Genomic DNA, 16700 nt, shown 5'->3' with positions numbered 1-16700 from the left:
GCCTGAATTGACCCCAGCCGCTCGCCTCGCCGCCGCCGCCTCCGTCCTGGACTCCATCGCCCAGGGCCGCCAACCGGCCGAGGCCGTCATGAAGGCCTGGGGTACGGCCAACCGTTACGCCGGCTCCAAGGACCGGCGCGCCATCGCCGACCGGGTCTATAAGGTGCTGCGCGCGCGCGGCCGCCTGTCGTGGATCATGGGCGGGCGTGAAGACGGTCGGGCTCTGGTTATCGGTTCGCTGCACGCCATCGACGGCCTTTCGCTGGAAGAGATCGAGGCCCTGCATTCGGGCGACGGCTATGGCCCGCGGCCACTGTCCAAACAGGAGCGCAGCCGCATCACGGCGGGGCAGGGCGAACTGCCGGGCTGGGTCGCCGCCGGCCTGCCCGAGTTCGTGGTCGAGGATTTCAAGGCCACCTTCGGTGATCGCTGGGCCGAGGAAGCTCACACCCTGATGGCGCCGCGCGCGCCGATCGACCTGCGCGTCAACGATGCGGCCGCCACCGTCGATGAGGTCGAGGCCGAGCTGAAGGCCGCCGGTCTGGAGGCTTCGCGCACGCCCTGGTCGGCCGTCGGCCTGCGCGTGCCTTCGGAGCCGCCGCCCAACATCCAGGCGCTGGAAGGCTTCAAAGCCGGCCGGTTCGAAATCCAGGACGAAGGCAGTCAGGTCGTCTGCTGGCTGGCGGGCGCCGCACCCGGCATGACGGTGGTGGATTACTGCGCCGGCGGCGGCGGCAAGACGCTGGGTCTGGCCCAGGCGATGAAGGCGCAAGGCAAGCTGGTCGCCTCCGACGTCGTCAACAAGCGGCTGGAGAACATCCGTCCTCGCCTGCAGCGTGCGGGCGTGGAGGCGGAACTGGTCCTGATCGGTCAGAATGGCGGCGGCCTGGAAGACCTGAACGGGCAGGCCGATCTGGTCTTCGTCGATGCGCCCTGTTCGGGGTCCGGCACCTGGCGGCGTCGGCCCGAGGACGCCTGGCGTCTGACCGCCGAAGAGGTCGAAAAGCTGCACGGCCTTCAGGTGCGTATTTTGAGCCAGGCGGCCAAGCTGGTGAGGCCGGGCGGCCGTCTGGTCTATGTCACCTGTTCGATGCTGGCGCGCGAGAACGAGGCCAGCGTGGACGCCTTCGAGGCTTCACATCCTGAGTTCCGTCCCGTTCCGATCCTCCCCCGCGCGGCGGGGGAGGGGGACCACGCGCAGCGTGGTGGAGGGGGCGACCATGGTTCCGGCGCCGGGGATGGGGCCGCCCCCTCCACCGCTTCGCGGTCCCCCTCCCCCGTGGACGGGGGAGGATTTTTGACGCCGGCCGGCCGCGCGAAGTTCGCCGAGCTGGCGTCCGGGGCGCGCCTGCGCCTGTCGCCGGCCTCGGCCGACACCGACGGCTTCTTCGCCGCCATCTACGAGCGCGCGGCATGAAGCTGGCGCGGCATGGCGGGGTCTCGCTGCTCTACGTCATGGCCGCGCCTGCTGAATACGGCCCGCACCTTCAGGCCCGGATCGCGCCGCTAATGACCGGCGTCGGTCCTGTTGAGGCCGCCGTGAGCCTGGGCGCCGCCCTGGCGCGGCTGGAGGCGGCGGGCGATCTGCCGGATCTGATCGTATCGCTGGGCTCGTGCGGATCGCGGGTGCTGGATCATGCGGCGGTCTATCAGGCCTCGTCCGTCGCCTATCGCGACATGGACGCCAGCCCGCTGGGTTTTCCGAAGGGCGTGACCCCCTTGCTGGACCAGCCCGCCGTCCTGCCTTTGCCGTGCCCGATCCCCGGCGTGCCGACGGCGACCCTGTCGACCGGAGCGAACGTCGTGTCCGGCGCCGCCTATGACGCCATCGACGCCGAGATGGTGGACATGGAGACCTGGGCTCTGGTCCGCGCCGCCCAGACCTTCGGTGTGCCTCTGATCGCCTTACGCGGCGTGTCGGACGGTCGCGCCGAGTTGAAGGCTTTGGAGGACTGGACCTCGACCCTGCATCATGTCGACGAGAACCTGGCCGTTGCCCTGGATCGGCTGATCGCCGTGCTGGAGGCCGACGGCCCCGCCGCTCTTGAGCTTCCCGCCCTTGAAATATCGGCCCCGCCCGGCCAAGACGCCGCCCATCCTCCCGCCCCGGATTCGATCACGCCATGACCACGCCGCAAGACCACCAAAAGGTCCTCATCGTCGACTTCGGCAGCCAGGTGACGCAGCTGATCGCGCGCCGCCTGCGCGAGGCCAGCGTCTATTGCGAGATCCATCCGTTCCAGAAGGCCGAGGCAGCTCTGACGGCCATGAACCCCGCGGCCATCATCCTGTCGGGCGGTCCCGAGAGCGTGCATGAAGAGGGCAGCCCCCGCGCGCCGCAGGGCGTGTTCGAGGCCGGCGTGCCGGTGCTGGGCATCTGCTACGGCGAGATGACGATGTGCGAGCAGCTGGGCGGCAAGGTCGAGGGCGGCCACACGCGCGAGTTCGGCCGCGCCGAGATCACGATTCAGAAGACCTCGCCCCTTCTGGCCGACCTGGCCCCTGTCGGCGAGAACGAAGAGGTCTGGATGAGCCACGGCGACAAGATCGTCGCCATTCCACAAGGCTTCGACGTGGTCGCCTCGTCCGAGGGGTCGCCCTATGCGGTGATCGCCGATGAGGCCCGTAGCTTCTACGGCGTGCAGTTCCACCCCGAGGTGATGCACACGCCGCGCGGCCATCAGATGCTGAAGAACTTCACCCACGGCATCGCGGGCTTGAAGGGCGACTGGACCATGGCCGCCTATCGCGACGAGAAGATCGCCCAGATCCGCGAACAGGTCGGTGACGCCAAGGTGATCTGCGGCCTGTCGGGCGGGGTGGACTCCTCGGTCGCCGCCGTTCTGATCCATGAGGCCATCGGGGATCAACTGACCTGCGTCTTCGTCGACACCGGCCTGTTGAGGAAGGACGAGGCCACCCAGGTCACCACCCTGTTCCGCGAGCACTATAACATCCCGCTGGTGCACGTTGATGCATCGAAGGAATTTCTCGGCGAACTAGCTGGAATTTCCGACCCCGAAACCAAGCGCAAGACCATCGGTCGGCTGTTCATCGAGGTGTTCGATCGCGAGTCCGCCAAGATTGAGGGCGCCGAATTTCTGGCCCAGGGCACCCTCTATCCGGACGTGATCGAGAGCGTCTCTTCGTCCAGCGGCAAGGCCCACGTCATCAAGAGCCACCACAACGTCGGCGGCCTTCCCGACTATATGAAACTCAAACTGGTCGAGCCTCTGCGCGAGCTGTTCAAGGACGAGGTCCGCGCCCTGGGCCGCGAACTGGGCCTGACCGACGCCTTCGTCGGCCGCCACCCGTTTCCCGGACCGGGCCTGGCCATCCGCATCCCTGGCGAGATCACGCCGGACGCCGTCGAGACCCTGCAACAGGCGGACGCCATCTATCTGGATGAAATCCGCAGGGCGGGTCTCTACGACAAGATCTGGCAGGCCTTCGCCGTGCTGCTGCCAGTCAAGACCGTCGGCGTCATGGGCGACGCCCGCACCTATGAAAAGGTCCTGGCCCTGCGCGCCGTCTCCTCAACCGACGGCATGACCGCCGACTTCTACCAATTCCCCTGGGACGTCCTGTCCAAGACCGCCACCCGGATCATCAACGAGGTCCGGGGCGTCAACCGCGTCGTCTACGACGTGACGTCCAAGCCGCCGGGGACGATCGAGTGGGAATAATTCGGGGCCTTCTGAAACTTTCCAGAACGCTTTCGATTTCCTCGCTAAAATACTGACTTACAAGAAAAATGCTGTCGCAGTCTCTCGATACCTTTCGAGGGGCTGCGAACCGCTGTGTCGGTCCCTCCGACGGTCCCCGCCGCCATTGCCTGGCGGGAATCCGCTCCATACCGTCAGGGGGCTGAAGGCGGCCTGACGGTCTTTTTTCGAACCAAGCAACTGACTTGGTTGAGGAAAATGTCTCCGAAAGACCCCGAAAGCAGGTGACGGTCTTTTGGAGTCAAACGGCATGCTTACGGACGCCGCATTGCGAAATATCCGTGGGAAATCAAAATCCTACAAAATGACCGACAGGGACGGTCTCTACATTCTGGTGTCTCCCGCCGGCGGGATCGCCTTCAAGTACGACTACCGCTTCAACGGCCGGCGTGAATCGGTGACGCTGGGGTCCTACGGCCCGGCGGGCCTGTCCCTCGCCAAAGCGCGCGAGAAGGTGATCGATGCCAAGCGTCTGATCGCTGAAGGCGTCTCGCCCGCCCTGGAAAAGCAGCGCGCCAAGCGGCGCCTGAAGGAGGCCCGGAGCTTCGGCCATGTCGCCCGCCGCTGGATGGATCACGCGCCCATGGCGGACAGCACCCGCAACATGCGGCGGTCCATCTTCAATCGCGAAGTTCTGCCCCAGTGGGACAACAGGCTGCTGAACGAGATCACGCCCGGCGACCTGCGGGCGCATTGCCAGACGATCGTCGAACGCGGCGCGCCGGCGACGGCGATCCATGTCCGCGACATCGTCAAACAGATCTACGCCTTCGCCATCCTGCACGGGGAGAAGATCGACAACCCCGCCGACGGGGTCGGTCCCGCCTCCATCGCGACCTTCCGGCCCCGGGACCGGGCGCTGTCGCCGACCGAAATCCGGATCATGCTCGGACTGCTCGGCGAGGTGGCGACCCTGCCGACGATCCGGTTGGGACTGAAGTTCATCCTGCTCAGCATGGTCCGCAAGAGCGAGCTTCAGGACGGAGTTTGGGACGAGGTCGATTTCGCCAACGCGGTCTGGTCGATCCCGAAGGAGCGGATGAAGCGGTCCCGGCCGCACAACGTCTACCTCTCGACCCAGATGCTCGACATCCTCATCGCGCTGAAGACCTGTGCGGGGAACTCGAGATACATCCTGCCGTCCCGCTACGACGCGGACGCGCCGATGTCGCGGGCCACCTTCAATCGCGTGACCAGCGCCATCGCCGAACGGGCAGGGGAGCGCGGCCTGCCTCTGGAGCCGTTCACGGTCCACGACCTGCGTCGGACCGCCTCGACCCTTCTGCACGAGATGGGGTTCAATTCGGACTGGATCGAGAGGGGACTCGCGCACGAGGAGCGGTCATCGCGCGGGGTCTACAACAAGGCCGAGTTCGAGGCCCAGCGCCGTCACATGGCGCAGGAGTGGTCGAACGCCGTGGACGCCTGGGAGGCCGGACGGGCGTTCACGCCCGTGCTCGTCATCCCGGAGACGGCCGGTCCTCGCTTCGATCCCCGGCTCTGACGGGGCGGGTGATCCGTTTGCGCACGTCCGGCGGCGGCGCCCGGCGGATCGGCTTAGCGCGGCGAAGCGCCAGCCAGGCCTCGATCTCGGCTAGGTCCCAGACGACGCATCTCGGCGTTAGCAGGAACCGCCTCGGAAACTGGCCACGCTGCTCCATCTCCCAGATGGTGCTGTCGGCCAGCGGCACCATCTGGCGCAACTGCGTCTTCTTGATCGTGCGCCTGAGCGGCGGGTCGGCCTGGGCCATGTCGAAATCCCGTTCTGTTCGGGAGGATTCGAACGCGAAAGGCCGCGAGAGGTGAAGGCCGCAAGCTTACGCCCGCTCGTCTACGGGCGAGGCCCATCGCTGCGGGTGGCGGTCTGGTCGACCGCGGTCGGATCAGCGCTCCAACTCCAGGCGTCCATCATCACCTTGAAGAGGTAGGTGTTCGGGAAATAGCCGCGGACGCGCTCGGCTCCGACGCCGATCGCCAGCACGGGCACCTCTTCGGCGGTGTGGCTGTCGTTGACCAGGACGTTCTCCAGCCGAACGAGGCCCTCTTCGCGCCCCGAGGTCTTCCAGGCGTCATAGCCCTCCAGAAGCGGCTCGCCGCGGCGGCCGCCGTCGACCTGCAGACCGAAGGAATGGTCCGCCGTGAACAGCAGCAGGGTGTCGTCGAGATCAACGCGGCTCTGCACTTCGGCGATCAGCCTGTCGAAATCCACGACGTTCTGCAGGCCTTGGCGCGGATCGTCCGTGTGCGCGTCCCATTCCACCACGAGGAAGTAGCCCGTGTCCGACCGTTCCAGGATCTCGAGCGCCCGAAGCGTCGCCGCGCGAACGTCCATCGCGTCGGCGACGACGACCGGTCGGAGATTGTCGGCCGGCGCATCGGCGAGCGTCGCGTAGATCGGACGGCCGTGGGCCGCGCTGAGCGCGTCGAAGCCCGAGCCGCGCGCCGCGAGCTGCTCGGCGATCTCCTCGCGGCCGGCGCCGAACAGCACGTCCACGCCGTCCCCGAACCGGGGCGTAAAGGCCTGGGGGAAGATCTCGCCCCATTTCGCGCGATCGTTCGCATGGGCGTAGTTGGCGGCCGGGGTGGCGTCGGTAATCGCCTGCGTCGTGATCACGCCGGTCAGCAAGCCGCGCTCCTCCGCGTATTCGAGCAGGGTCTTGGTCGGCGCGCCGTCAGTCTGGCCCCGCACGGCGTCGGGGCCCTGGCTGATCACGCCGTTGCGGGTCTTCACGCCGGTGACGATGGCGGACATGCCGTTGGCGGAATCGGAGACGAAGTCGTCCACCGGCGAGGTCTCGCTCAGGCCGAGATGCGGCCAGCCCTGAACGTGCAGCCGCAGCGGCTCGCCATAGCCCAGCAGGCTGGCCGCCGAGAGCGTCGGCACGCCGCCGGCGTCGGCGAGGAAGAGGATGACGTTGCGCGCCCGTCCGGGCGCGGGCCGGCCCGTCGCGCCGGTCTGGGCCGCTGCGGCGGGCGCGGCGCCGTCCTGCGCCGTCGCCGGGACCGAGGAGAGGATGAGGCAGGCGGAGACGGCGGCGGCGGTCAGAAGGCGGAGCGTTCTCATGATGGGTCGGCCTCGATCCTGAAAAAAGACGTCGCAAGAGGCCGTTCGCGGCGCCGCCCCCGTCGATCGCGCCCGCTCGATACACCGCGTTTCGTGTCAGCTCGGCGACGGCGAGGCTGCGACCCGACCGCGCAGCGCGGGCAGTGGCGGACCGCTGTCACGCAACCATCCGCGACTTGTCACATCCCGTGACTAATCATGATTCCAGCGTTCCAGAATTATGGGTATGTCGCCCATAGAGGCGGGGGAGAATCTTCATGCGAACGATCATGATCGGACTTGCGATGGCCGTGCTGGCGACCCAGGCCGCCGCTCAGAACCAGACAGCCGGCTTCTTCGCCTTCCGGGGCGAGGGCGAGCGCGGCTGGGAGGCGACCTGCACCCTTCAGCGCGTCGGCGGCCGCACCCTGCAGCGCGAAATGACGGGACCGCGCGACGCGCAGCAGGTCATCGCCGCCCGAAGCATCATCGGCGGGCGCTGCGAGTTTCGCGCCTCGACGACCGGGCCGCTGACGCTGGAGTTCGACGATACCCGGTTCCAGTGCCCGTTCACCTCGCCGCCCGGAACCTGCGGCACGGTGATCGCCGCCGGCCAGTCGGGCGCGTTCGACGTCCGTATCCGGAACTGACCTCCTGATCCGGCGGCCCGGACCGGGTCGCCGGAAAAAGGGGCTTGTCCGGACTCACAATTCCATTAGTTTGGAAATATGGAATCCGAAGACGCAATCCTGGCGCTCGCCGCCCTCGCCCAATCGACCCGGCTGGAGGTGTTCCGGCTGCTCGTCCGCCATGAGCCTGACGGCTTGCCCGCCGGCGAGATCGCCCAGGCGCTCGCCGTGCCCGCCAACACCATGTCGTCGCATCTGGGCGTCTTGTCGCGCGCCAAGCTCGTCAGCTTCGAGCGCCACAGCCGGTCGATCGTCTACCGCGCCGATCTGGAGCGGGTGCGCGGCCTGGTGATGTTCCTGCTCAAGGACTGCTGCCAGGGACGTTCGGAACTGTGCGCGCCGCTTCTGGCCGAGCTGGCCTGCTGCGACTGAGGCTGAAATGGACGTCGTCATCTATCACAACCCCGCCTGCGGGACGTCTCGCAACGCCCTGGAGCTGATCCGCCACGTCGGGATCGAGCCGCATGTGGTCGAGTATCTGAAGACCCCGCCGTCGCGCGCCATGGTCGCCTGGTTGGCGGAGCGGACCGGCGCCCCGCTGCGCGACCTGCTGCGGGAGAAGGGCACGCCCTTCGCCGAACTGGGTCTCGACGCCCCCGGCCTGACGGATGACCAGTTGCTTGATGCGATCGAGGCCCATCCGATCCTGCTCAACCGACCGATCGTCGTCAGTCCTCTGGGCGTGGGCCTGTGCCGCCCGTCGGAGGCCGTACTGGACCTGCTGCCGGCCGACGATCTGAAGCCCTTCACCAAGGAAGACGGGGAGGTCGTCATCGACGCCGACGGCCGGCGGGTGGGACGATGACCGACGCGCCCGCCGCTGCGCCGCGCCGCCTGTCGTTCCTCGACCGGTGGCTGACGGTGTGGATCTTCGCCGCCATGGCCGTGGGCGTCCTGCTCGGAACCGTGGTGCCGGGCCTGCCCGCCTGGGTCGACAGCCTTTCGGTCGGGACCACCAACATCCCGATCGCCATCGGCCTGATCCTGATGATGTACCCGCCGCTGGCCAAGGTCCGCTACGAAGCCCTGCCGCGCGTGTTCGCCGACAAACGGGTTCTGGCCCTGTCCCTGATCCAGAACTGGGTGCTCGGTCCGGTGTTGATGTTCGCCCTGGCGGTGATCTTCCTGCGCGATCAGCCGGAGTACATGACCGGCGTGATCCTGATCGGCCTGGCGCGCTGCATCGCCATGGTGCTGGTCTGGAACCAGCTGGCGCGCGGCGACAACCAGTATGTGGCCGGTCTCGTGGCCTTCAACTCGATCTTCCAGATCCTGTTCTTCAGCCTCTACGCCTGGCTCTTCCTCACCGTTCTGCCGCCGCTGTTCGGCCTGCAGGGCAGCGTGGTGGACGTCAGCGTCTGGACCATCGCCGGAGCCGTGCTCGTCTACCTCGGCGTTCCGTTCCTGGCCGGATTCCTGACCCGTCGCAGCCTGATCGCCCGCAAGGGGGCCGACTGGTACGAGCGCCGCTTCCTGCCGCGCATCGGGCCGATCACCCTGATCGCGCTGCTCTTCACCATCGTGGCCATGTTCAGCCTCAAGGGCGGAGAGGTCGTGGCCCTGCCGCTGGACGCCCTGCGCATCGCCATTCCGCTGACGATCTACTTCCTCGTCATGTTCGTCGTCAGCTTCCTGATGGGCAAGCTGATCGAGGCGGACTACCCGCGCACCACGGCCCTGGCCTTCACCGCGGCCTCCAACAATTTCGAGCTGGCCATCGCGGTCGCCATCGCGGCGTTCGGACTGGCCTCGCCGGTCGCCTTCGCGGCCGTCATCGGTCCGCTGGTGGAGGTGCCTGTGCTGATCCTGCTGGTCTCGGTCGCCCTCTGGATGGGCCGGCGCTGGTTCCCCGACACGGTCCCGCCGGCGGACGCCCCGTGATGGTGGTCCTGTATCTGATCGAAGCGACCGACGCCGGCCTCATCGCCGCGCTGCGGGCCGAAGGCCTGCCCGCGCCGGACGCCGGCCGCTACTTCAGCGCCGATCACTCCGGCGCGGTCGTCGGCTACGTCGGGCTGGAAGGGGAGGGGCGCGATCTGCTGCTGCGCTCCTTGGTCGTCCTCGCCGACCGCAAGGCGCGCGGCCTGGGAGCCCGGGTGCTGGCCGCCGCCGAGATCGTCGCCGGTAACATGGGCGCTGCACGGCTGCACCTGCTCACCACCACGGCCGAACCCTTCTTCGCCCGGAACGGCTACCGGACGGCGAACCGCCAGACGGCGCCGGAGGCGATGCGGCGGACCCGCGAGTTCGCGGGGCTCTGCCCGGCATCGGCGGCCTATCTGATCAAGGACCTCTGATGACCTTCGCCCGCCTGAGATCGCTGCCCGATCCGGATTATCTGCCGGCCCTGGACAAGGCCTATCTGTCGGCCGATCCGGCCAGCGGTCTGGGGCCGCACGACCCTCCGCCCCGGATCCTGCTCCTCTACGGATCGCTGCGCGAACGGTCCTATTCGCGCTTCTGCGTCGAGGAGGCGGCCCGCCTGCTGCAATGGATGGGATGCGAAACCCGCATCTTCGATCCGTCGGACCTGCCTCTGCCGGGGTCGCCCGGCGACGACGACCACCCGGCTGTGCGCGAACTGCGTGAGCACGCCCTGTGGTCCGAGGGCATGGTCTGGTGCAGCCCCGAACGGCACGGCCAGGTCTCGGGCCTGATGAAGCTCCAGATCGACCATCTTCCTCTGAGCCTGGGCGGCGTACGCCCGACCCAGGGCCGGACCCTGGCCGTCATGCAGGTCTCCGGCGGGTCGCAGAGCTTCAATGCCGTCAACACCCTGCGGCTGCTCGGCCGCTGGATGCGGATGATCACCATCCCCAACCAATCCAGCGTGGCCAAGGCCTTCCAGGAGTTCGACGACGCCGGGCGGATGAGGCCGTCCGCCTACTATGAACGGATCGTCGACGTGATGGAGGAACTGGTGCGCTTCACCATCCTCACCCGCCCGCACGCCGCCCGGCTCGTCGACCGCTATTCCGAGCGCAAGGCGGCCGGAATCCCGCTCGACGCCGCGACCGACCTGTCCTCCATCGCCATCGCGGCACAGTGAGCGACGACGCTAGAGCGTGGTCCTGAGTGAAGGGTCGATGGATTTTCGCCAGTCTTCTCCGACGCTGGCGGCGTCCGCGAACTCAGGCCACCGCTGGACCGCGTCGCGCACCTCCTGGACGATCGCTCGGGCCCGGCGCGCGTTGATCGATGCGGTGCGGGCGCTGGCGTCGAAGTCTTCGAGGGTGAAGCCGTCGCGCTTGCCGTTCATCGACATCTGATGACGCGCCGTCCACAGGCCGGTCGGGTTGTAGCTCCAGGTGATGTCATAGGCCGGCGACAGCGACCAGGCGCCGGACCGGTCCATCAGGAAGGCGATGTTCTTGACGTGGTCGTCCTGGTTGCGGGCGATGATGTTGAAGGCCATGCGCCGGTACTGTTCCTCGATCGCCGCCATCGGCAGACCCAGCTGACGAATGACCAGGAAGGCCTGTTCGTAGGCGTAGGCGTTCGGATCGCAGAAGTCGTAATGGGCCAGGGCCGCCAGCGACTGCATGTGCAGCTTGCCGCCGCCCGGCAGGCGGTCGAACCGCTTGGTCATAAAATGTCGTCGGCCGCCTTCCTCGAGCAGACGGCATTCAGCCACCTGGACGCCGGCCGCCACGGCCATCCGGGCGTAGGCGTACTCGACCGCGCCGTAGCCCTCGGGATCGGCCAGTTCGCGGTCCTTGTTGTTCTTCACCCCGTCGAATTTCAGCAGCCAGTAGTCGAAGCCGTCGCCGGCCTCGACCTGGCCCGAGCGGACCTCGTTGGTGGCCGCGTTCCAGGCGATCACCGCCTTGGCGCGCGCGCCGCCCGCCGAGGTGCCGACCCGCAGGATCTCGCGCAGGGCGTCGGCCTTCTTGCTGTCGGCGAAGGAGGCCTGCAGATCGTTGCGGTGGCTGAGGACCTCGGAGGCCAGTTCGACCAGGGCGTCGATCTGTATGCGGGAGGCCTTGCGGGGCCGGGGGCCGACCGCGGGGGCGAACTCCAGCGCGCCCATGCCGCGGGCCCCCGTGTAGCAGAGGCGCTCCACGGCGTTGAAACTCTCCGGCGTCCGCCCCTGGGTCGCGAGCCAGGCGTCGATCAGGGTGTTGCCGTATTTGTCGGGGAGGGCGTCCGCCAACAGCCCGGGCAGGCCGTGGAAGCTCTCCCGGTTGAGCCCGGGAAAGCTGAACACCTGCGTCCCCGGGGGCATGGCCAGCGGCGCCACCTGAATGCCGCTGGCGGCGAAGGCCGGGTCGTAGGCGAAGGCGGCGACGTCGGCGCCGTCCTCCAGCGAGACGGCGCCGATCCGGCGTCCCCACAGGCGGACCTCCGCGACGGTGGTCATCGGTCGTCGCCCCAGGCCCAGGGCGCGGCGGCGGCGGCGTCGCGGCCGTCGTCGGCGTCCGGCCGGGCGCGCTGCCGGGTCTTGCCATGGCGCTCCAGCAGGTCGATCGGATTGGGCGGCGTCTCGGGCAGGAGGCGTTCGAGCCCCTCCAGCCTGTCCAGGGCGCGCAGGCAGCGGATCAGATTGGCGACCTGGATCGATCCGCCGTCCTCGAGCCGTTCGATCGTCCGTTTGGAGACGCCGGCGGCCTGGGCGAACTGCGCCTGGGTCATCCCCCGCGCCAGCCGCGCCTCCGCCATGCGACGGCCGAACTCGGCCAGGGCTGCGTCATCGGTGGTGAGATTGGTGATTTTCATAATTCGCCACTTTCGGCGACTTATATAGGAGATAAGGGGTTAAGTCGTCAATAATGGCGACTTGTGTCTATGTGAAATAACTCGCCATTTCTGGCGAACTATAGGCGGGAATGGCGCTTAAGTCGCCATAAGTGACGATTTCCGGTAGCCTAACGATCGGCCGCCGTCCCTGCGACCCCCAAGCTTACGACCGCAAGGCTGCGGTCGCTTCAGCCGGCGGGCGCCGCCTTCGCGCCCGGACCGGACGCCCGGAGGAATCCGATCACGAGGACGAGCACGGTGAGCAGCTGAACGATGACGCCTTCCAGCGTCGGATAGAGGCCGAGGATTTCAATCCGGGGAATCCAGGCGACCGGGTGGACGTCGACCCATCCCGCCTCCTGCAGCGCGGCCACGCCCTTGCCGACCAGGACGACCGACAACACGGCCATCAGGATGGAGCTGAGAGAGAAGAAGCGGCCGATGGGCAGGCGCTTGCTGTAGGTCAGCAGGGCCCAGGCGACCACGGCCAGGACGGCCACGGCGGTCAGGGCGCCGGCCAGCATACCCAGGTGGCCGCCCTGGCTCCAGATCGCGGCGTAGAACAGGATGGTCTCGAACACCTCGCGGTAGACCACCACGAAGGCGAGCAGGAACAGCAGCCAGGCCGACCGCCCCGACAGGGCCCTCGACAGCTTCTCGCGGATATAGATCTGCCAGGCGTCTGCGTGAGACTTGCCATGCATCCAGATGCCCACCGAGACCAGGACCGCGCCGGCCAGCAGAGAACCGAAGCCCTCCGTCAGTTCCCGGCTCGCCCCGCTGATCGAGATCAGGAAGGTCGCCGCCGCCCAGGTGGCCCCGCCGGCGAGCAGGGCCGCGACCCAGCCGCCGTGGACATAACGCAGCGCCTCGGGGCGCTCCGCCTTGCGCAGGAAGGCGATCATGGCGACCACGATCAGCAGGGCCTCCAGGCCTTCGCGCAGGAGGATGGTGAAGGCGCCCGCGAAACTGGCGACGTTGTCCGCCTCCTGCGGCGCCAGCGCCCGTTCGGCGGTGTCCAGCAGGGCGTTGAGCCGTGCGATCTGGGCGTCGACGTCGTCCACCGGCGCGCCTTGACCGATGGCGACGCGAACCCCGGTCATCGCGGCTTCGACACGCCGCAGCAGGGCCCCGTCGCGGGCGCCGAGCGCCGGTTCGACCGGTTCGAAGCCGTCGAGATAGGCCGAGAGCGCCAGGTCGCCAGCCTGTTTACGGTCGTCTCGACGGTAGGCCGTCTGGCTTTCCGCGAGGCGGGTTCGCGCCAGCGCGAGGGCGCCGCCCGACGCCGGCGAGGCGGCCTCGGGATGACGGCGGATGTAGGCGGTGACCGCCCGGGCCTTGGTCTCGCCGATGCGCGACGCCAGGTCGGCGGGCGTGGTCTGGGTGACCGCGGCCAGGGTGGGGAAGGCGGCCCGGATCGCCGGGTCGCTCTCCCACAGACGCTGGCCTTCGGCGGCCTCGGCGTCGGTGAAGGCGAACCGCCCGACGTAGAAGGCCAGGGCCCAGCGATCCTCCGCCGGCAGATGCGCGAAACTGGCCATGGCGGTGCCGTCCAGGCCCTGGTCGATCACCTGATAGAGGCCGAACACGCTGCGCTGGCGGGCGCGCTCGACGTCGGCGAAAGCAATCGGCGCCGGGTCCAGCCCTTGAGCGCCTTCGCCGTCGGCGCGGCCTGTGACGCCGTGGCAGACGGCGCATTGCTCCTGGTAGAGAGTCCGCCCCCGCGCCAGGTCAGGCGGGAAGGCCGGCGCGAGCGGGCTCGGATAGACGGCGAGCAGGGCGGCGGCCAGGGCCTTGGCCTGGGCGGCGACCGCTTCCGGCGCGGCCTTGTCGCGGATGCGGGTCTCCAGGGCGGCGGCGTCGCGGACGAGCGCGGCCTTGCCGGCGGTCGCGGGCAGGGCGTCGATGCGGGTGCGGATCTGGCCCGCGAACTCGGTCATCTCGCCGTATTCGGCCGGGTTGACGATCTGGCCGTTCGCGACGGCGCCGGCGTAGTCGACCGACACATAGTCCAGCAGCCGCCAGGCGACCTGGGCCTCCGAGGCGGCGGGCGCCTGGGCCTGAACGGGAGCCGCGGCCCCGAGGGCCAGGACCAAAAGCAGCAACCGAAGGAAATGACGCATGGCGAGCCTAACTGTGAACGGCTCGCATTATCACTGGTGCGTCAGGGTGTCGCGCTCGAAAGTGAAGCTCGCCCCACGGCGTCATGTCCGTGACTACAGAACGCGTGGTCATGCAGCACCTCGATGACCTTGCAGGCGGAGACCCGGCCGCCGGCGCATTCGGCCGTCATGCGCGACAGCTCCGTCTTGAGCGCTTGAAGCTGGGCGATCTTCTCGGTGACCTCGCTCAGATGCCGCTCGGCGATCGCATTGGCCTCGCCGCAAGCCCGGTCGGGATGATCCGACAGGTCGAGCAGGGATCGGATCGAGTCGATGTCGAACCCGAGCTGGCGCGCGTGACGGATGAACGAGAGCCGGCGCAGGGCGACATCGTCATACAGGCGTCGGTCGCTGGCGGTGCGCGGCGCCGCCGGCAACAGGCCGATCTGCTCATAGAAGCGGATGGTCGGGACCTTCACGCCGGTGGCGGCGGCCAGCTTGCCGATGGTGCGAAGGGAGGGGGGCGCGGACGGGGAGGGCATGACCTGAAAATAGTCGCTTGATCCTCTAGCGGCTAGAGGATGCACAAAGGCTCCCGAAAACCACGGAGCCCTCATGACCGAGCCCCTGACCCCGGATGTTCCCGCCGCCTCGGGCTGCGGATGCGGCGCGCCGGTGAAGTTCGACGGCGCCTCCCCCGCCTATCGCCGCATCCTGCTGGCGGTCATCGCCATCAATGCGGTCGCCTTCGTGGCGGTCGCGGGCGGGGCTCTGGTGCAGGGTTCGGCCTCGCTGGGCGCCAATGCGCTCGACTTCCTGGCCGACAGCGCGACCTACGCCATCAGCCTTTGGGCCATCGGCAAATCAGTCCGCGTGCGCTCGGGCGCGGCGCTCGTGAAGGGCGCCAGCCTGGCGCTTCTGGCGGTGTTCATCCTCGGCTTCGCCGTCTGGCGCGCAGTGTCCGGCGCGCCGCCGGAAGGGACGGTCATCACCGGGCTCGGTCTCTTCGGCTTCGTCGCCAATGCCATCGCGGCCCTTCTGCTGGTGCGCCATCGCGACGGCGACGCCAACGTCCGGTCCGTCTGGCTCTGCACCCGTAATGACCTGATCGAGAGCCTGGTCGTCGCCGCGGCGGGCGGACTCGTCTGGCTGACGGCCTCCCGCTGGCCCGACCTGATCGCCGGCGCCATCCTGGCGGTCGTCTTCCTGCAGTCGGCCTGGTCGATCATCCGTCAGTCGCAGGCCGAGCTGAGGGCGGCGGGATGACGGCGACCTTCACGCCGGCGCTCGGCCACAGCTGGCTCAGCGGCCTCTATGATCCCGCGATCGCCCTGCTGACGCGGGAGCGGATCTGGCGCGAGGCCCTGTTGACCGCGCTGGATCCGCGCGCCCGCGACCGCATCGTCGACATCGGCTGCGGCACCGGCAGCCTGGCCGCCCTGATCAAGAAGCAAGCGCCGGGGAGCCAGGTGATCGGGATCGATCCTGACGGCGATATCCTCGACCGGGCGCGCGTCAAGACGCGGTCGCTCGGGGTCGAGGTCGAGTTCGTCGAAGGCTTCGCGCGGGATGTGGGCCGGATCGTGGGTGAGGCGGGCGCCGACAAAATCGTCTCGAGCCTGGTGTTCCACCAACTGCCCCTGCCGGAGAAGCGCGCCGGTCTGGCCGCCTGCCTGCGTGCGCTCAAGCCGGGCGGTCGTCTTCACATCGCCGACCACGGCCTGCAACGGACAGCCGCGATGCGCACGGCGTTCCGCATCATCCAGGCGCTGGACGGCCACGCGGACACCCAGCCCAACGCCGACGGCGTGATCCCTGTCCTGCTCGCCGAGGTCGGGTTCGCAGAAATCGAGGAGACGACGGTTTTTCCAACCCCGACCGGATCCATCTCCCTCTACCGGGCGGTGCGGCCGTGACCGGTCGTCGCAGACAGACTTGGCCCGGGCCCGGTCAGGTGAACAGGGCCGGACCAGATGGGGCCCTGTACTGTGTAACGCATTGCTCCCCGGAACGAACAAAAGTATGCAGCTCGCGATGACCTGGTCGATGACGACATGGGCGAAACTGGTGTTGGCGGCGACCTTGGTGGTCGCAGCCTTCTTCGTCGTGCCGGTCGCCGACGCCGCGACCTGCATGCCGGAACTCCCGGCGGCGCACGCTTCCGTGGATCATGATCCAAGCCAGGGCGATCACACCGGCTCCGCCGAAAACGGCATCTGCGCGCACGGCCATTGCCATCACACCGCCTCCGCGCGGGCCGAGGCGGGGGACGATCTTCCCCTGCAGGTCTATTCGCGACCCGTGCATGCCTTCCCCGTCAGCGAGGTGCGGGCCTCCATCGCCCCCGATGGCCTGATTCGACCGCCCAGAGCCTGACACGGCGACCGCGCGTCCGCGCGGGCTC

At 68.4% G+C, this 16700-nt stretch carries 19 protein-coding genes; 13 read left to right on the top strand and 6 right to left on the bottom strand.

Annotated features, from left to right (window positions below; genetic code table 11):
- The first annotated feature begins 7 nt into the window (after positions 1–7).
- The 4 genes from DT343_RS07915 (at position 8) to DT343_RS07900 (ending at position 5229) form a co-directional block, all read left to right on the top strand.
- On the top strand, positions 8–1417 hold the full coding sequence (locus DT343_RS07915) for an RsmB/NOP family class I SAM-dependent RNA methyltransferase (protein ID WP_112862370.1): 1410 nt from the start codon (positions 8–10) through the stop codon (positions 1415–1417).
- Positions 1414–2127, top strand: a complete 714-nt coding sequence (locus tag DT343_RS07910; protein ID WP_112862369.1) for a 5'-methylthioadenosine/S-adenosylhomocysteine nucleosidase — start codon at positions 1414–1416, stop codon at positions 2125–2127. Before DT343_RS07915 ends, DT343_RS07910 begins: the two co-directional genes overlap by 4 nt.
- The gene (gene guaA / locus DT343_RS07905; protein ID WP_112862368.1) at positions 2124–3686 is read left to right on the top strand and encodes a glutamine-hydrolyzing GMP synthase; all 1563 of its coding nucleotides are present in this window, start codon (positions 2124–2126) and stop codon (positions 3684–3686) included. Before DT343_RS07910 ends, guaA begins: the two co-directional genes overlap by 4 nt.
- Before the next feature lie 289 nt (positions 3687–3975).
- Positions 3976–5229: a tyrosine-type recombinase/integrase gene (locus DT343_RS07900; protein WP_112862367.1), complete on the top strand. Its 1254-nt coding sequence runs from the start codon at positions 3976–3978 to the stop codon at positions 5227–5229.
- Here DT343_RS07900 and DT343_RS07895 read toward each other — a convergent pair.
- Positions 5186–5476, bottom strand: coding sequence for a helix-turn-helix transcriptional regulator (locus DT343_RS07895; protein ID WP_112862366.1), 291 nt, complete (start codon positions 5474–5476; stop codon positions 5186–5188). The genes DT343_RS07900 and DT343_RS07895 overlap by 44 nt on opposite strands.
- A gap of 80 nt (positions 5477–5556) precedes the next feature.
- A complete protein-coding gene (locus DT343_RS07890) occupies positions 5557–6789 on the bottom strand; it encodes an alkaline phosphatase (RefSeq protein ID WP_112862365.1) in 1233 nt (410 codons plus the stop codon).
- Positions 6790–7046: 257 nt separating this feature from the next.
- Here DT343_RS07890 and DT343_RS07885 point away from each other — a divergent pair, with 257 nt between their 5' ends.
- From DT343_RS07885 to arsH, 6 genes are all read left to right on the top strand, one after another.
- On the top strand, positions 7047–7418 hold the full coding sequence (locus tag DT343_RS07885) for a hypothetical protein (RefSeq protein WP_112862364.1): 372 nt from the start codon (positions 7047–7049) through the stop codon (positions 7416–7418).
- A gap of 78 nt (positions 7419–7496) precedes the next feature.
- Positions 7497–7829 (top strand): ArsR/SmtB family transcription factor, encoded by a 333-nt coding sequence (locus DT343_RS07880; RefSeq protein WP_112862363.1) that lies wholly within the window; start codon positions 7497–7499, stop codon positions 7827–7829.
- A 7-nt stretch (positions 7830–7836) separates the two neighbouring features.
- Entirely contained in the window at positions 7837–8262 is a 426-nt protein-coding gene (arsC, locus tag DT343_RS07875) for an arsenate reductase (glutaredoxin) (RefSeq protein ID WP_112862362.1), read from the top strand.
- Complete coding sequence (gene arsB / locus DT343_RS07870) at positions 8259–9338, top strand: ACR3 family arsenite efflux transporter (RefSeq protein WP_112862361.1); 1080 nt, start codon at positions 8259–8261, stop codon at positions 9336–9338. The genes arsC and arsB overlap by 4 nt, the downstream gene beginning before the upstream one ends.
- Complete coding sequence (locus DT343_RS07865; protein WP_112862360.1) at positions 9338–9754, top strand: GNAT family N-acetyltransferase; 417 nt, start codon at positions 9338–9340, stop codon at positions 9752–9754. Before arsB ends, DT343_RS07865 begins: the two co-directional genes overlap by 1 nt.
- The gene (gene arsH, locus DT343_RS07860; RefSeq protein WP_112862359.1) at positions 9754–10506 is read left to right on the top strand and encodes an arsenical resistance protein ArsH; all 753 of its coding nucleotides are present in this window, start codon (positions 9754–9756) and stop codon (positions 10504–10506) included. The genes DT343_RS07865 and arsH overlap by 1 nt, the downstream gene beginning before the upstream one ends.
- A gap of 9 nt (positions 10507–10515) precedes the next feature.
- Here arsH and DT343_RS07855 read toward each other — a convergent pair whose 3' ends face one another.
- The 4 genes from DT343_RS07855 to DT343_RS07840 form a co-directional block, all read right to left on the bottom strand.
- On the bottom strand, positions 10516–11817 hold the full coding sequence (locus DT343_RS07855; RefSeq protein ID WP_112862358.1) for a type II toxin-antitoxin system HipA family toxin: 1302 nt from the start codon (positions 11815–11817) through the stop codon (positions 10516–10518).
- Positions 11814–12173: a helix-turn-helix domain-containing protein gene (locus DT343_RS07850; RefSeq protein ID WP_112862357.1), complete on the bottom strand. Its 360-nt coding sequence runs from the start codon at positions 12171–12173 to the stop codon at positions 11814–11816. The genes DT343_RS07855 and DT343_RS07850 overlap by 4 nt, the downstream gene beginning before the upstream one ends.
- A 209-nt stretch (positions 12174–12382) precedes the next feature.
- Positions 12383–14317 (bottom strand): FTR1 family protein, encoded by a 1935-nt coding sequence (locus DT343_RS07845; RefSeq protein WP_112862356.1) that lies wholly within the window; start codon positions 14315–14317, stop codon positions 12383–12385.
- 41 nt (positions 14318–14358) lie between these two features.
- Positions 14359–14838, bottom strand: coding sequence for a MerR family transcriptional regulator (locus DT343_RS07840; RefSeq protein ID WP_112862355.1), 480 nt, complete (start codon positions 14836–14838; stop codon positions 14359–14361).
- A gap of 73 nt (positions 14839–14911) precedes the next feature.
- Here DT343_RS07840 and DT343_RS07835 point away from each other — a divergent pair, with 73 nt between their 5' ends.
- The 3 genes from DT343_RS07835 (at position 14912) to DT343_RS07825 (ending at position 16672) form a co-directional block, all read left to right on the top strand.
- Complete coding sequence (locus DT343_RS07835; protein WP_112862354.1) at positions 14912–15562, top strand: cation transporter; 651 nt, start codon at positions 14912–14914, stop codon at positions 15560–15562.
- On the top strand, positions 15559–16212 hold the full coding sequence (locus DT343_RS07830; protein ID WP_112862353.1) for a class I SAM-dependent methyltransferase: 654 nt from the start codon (positions 15559–15561) through the stop codon (positions 16210–16212). The genes DT343_RS07835 and DT343_RS07830 overlap by 4 nt, the downstream gene beginning before the upstream one ends.
- Positions 16213–16318: 106 nt before the next feature.
- Positions 16319–16672, top strand: a complete 354-nt coding sequence (locus tag DT343_RS07825; protein WP_181669140.1) for a hypothetical protein — start codon at positions 16319–16321, stop codon at positions 16670–16672.
- The last annotated feature ends 28 nt before the right edge of the window (positions 16673–16700 follow it).

The sequence above is a fragment of the Brevundimonas vesicularis genome, assembly GCF_900445985.1.
GTDB lineage: Bacteria > Pseudomonadota > Alphaproteobacteria > Caulobacterales > Caulobacteraceae > Brevundimonas > Brevundimonas vesicularis_D.
Note: the sequence above shows the minus strand (reverse complement) of the source record. Positions and strands in the feature narration are given on the sequence as shown.

What these genes read in the sequence shown, in the direction of transcription:
- DT343_RS07910 (WP_112862369.1), top strand. Translation starts at nt 1,414, where the DNA reads ATGAAGCTGGCGCGGCATGGCGGGGTCTCGCTGCTCTACGTCATGGCC.
- guaA (WP_112862368.1), top strand. Translation starts at nt 2,124, where the DNA reads ATGACCACGCCGCAAGACCACCAAAAGGTCCTCATCGTCGACTTCGGC.
- DT343_RS07900 (WP_112862367.1), top strand. Translation starts at nt 3,976, where the DNA reads ATGCTTACGGACGCCGCATTGCGAAATATCCGTGGGAAATCAAAATCC.
- DT343_RS07895 (WP_112862366.1), bottom strand. Translation starts at nt 5,476, where the DNA reads ATGGCCCAGGCCGACCCGCCGCTCAGGCGCACGATCAAGAAGACGCAG.
- DT343_RS07890 (WP_112862365.1), bottom strand. Translation starts at nt 6,789, where the DNA reads ATGAGAACGCTCCGCCTTCTGACCGCCGCCGCCGTCTCCGCCTGCCTC.
- DT343_RS07885 (WP_112862364.1), top strand. Translation starts at nt 7,047, where the DNA reads ATGCGAACGATCATGATCGGACTTGCGATGGCCGTGCTGGCGACCCAG.
- DT343_RS07880 (WP_112862363.1), top strand. Translation starts at nt 7,497, where the DNA reads ATGGAATCCGAAGACGCAATCCTGGCGCTCGCCGCCCTCGCCCAATCG.
- arsC (WP_112862362.1), top strand. Translation starts at nt 7,837, where the DNA reads ATGGACGTCGTCATCTATCACAACCCCGCCTGCGGGACGTCTCGCAAC.
- arsB (WP_112862361.1), top strand. Translation starts at nt 8,259, where the DNA reads ATGACCGACGCGCCCGCCGCTGCGCCGCGCCGCCTGTCGTTCCTCGAC.
- DT343_RS07865 (WP_112862360.1), top strand. Translation starts at nt 9,338, where the DNA reads ATGGTGGTCCTGTATCTGATCGAAGCGACCGACGCCGGCCTCATCGCC.
- arsH (WP_112862359.1), top strand. Translation starts at nt 9,754, where the DNA reads ATGACCTTCGCCCGCCTGAGATCGCTGCCCGATCCGGATTATCTGCCG.
- DT343_RS07855 (WP_112862358.1), bottom strand. Translation starts at nt 11,817, where the DNA reads ATGACCACCGTCGCGGAGGTCCGCCTGTGGGGACGCCGGATCGGCGCC.
- DT343_RS07850 (WP_112862357.1), bottom strand. Translation starts at nt 12,173, where the DNA reads ATGAAAATCACCAATCTCACCACCGATGACGCAGCCCTGGCCGAGTTC.
- DT343_RS07845 (WP_112862356.1), bottom strand. Translation starts at nt 14,317, where the DNA reads ATGCGTCATTTCCTTCGGTTGCTGCTTTTGGTCCTGGCCCTCGGGGCC.
- DT343_RS07840 (WP_112862355.1), bottom strand. Translation starts at nt 14,838, where the DNA reads ATGCCCTCCCCGTCCGCGCCCCCCTCCCTTCGCACCATCGGCAAGCTG.
- DT343_RS07835 (WP_112862354.1), top strand. Translation starts at nt 14,912, where the DNA reads ATGACCGAGCCCCTGACCCCGGATGTTCCCGCCGCCTCGGGCTGCGGA.
- DT343_RS07830 (WP_112862353.1), top strand. Translation starts at nt 15,559, where the DNA reads ATGACGGCGACCTTCACGCCGGCGCTCGGCCACAGCTGGCTCAGCGGC.
- DT343_RS07825 (WP_181669140.1), top strand. Translation starts at nt 16,319, where the DNA reads ATGCAGCTCGCGATGACCTGGTCGATGACGACATGGGCGAAACTGGTG.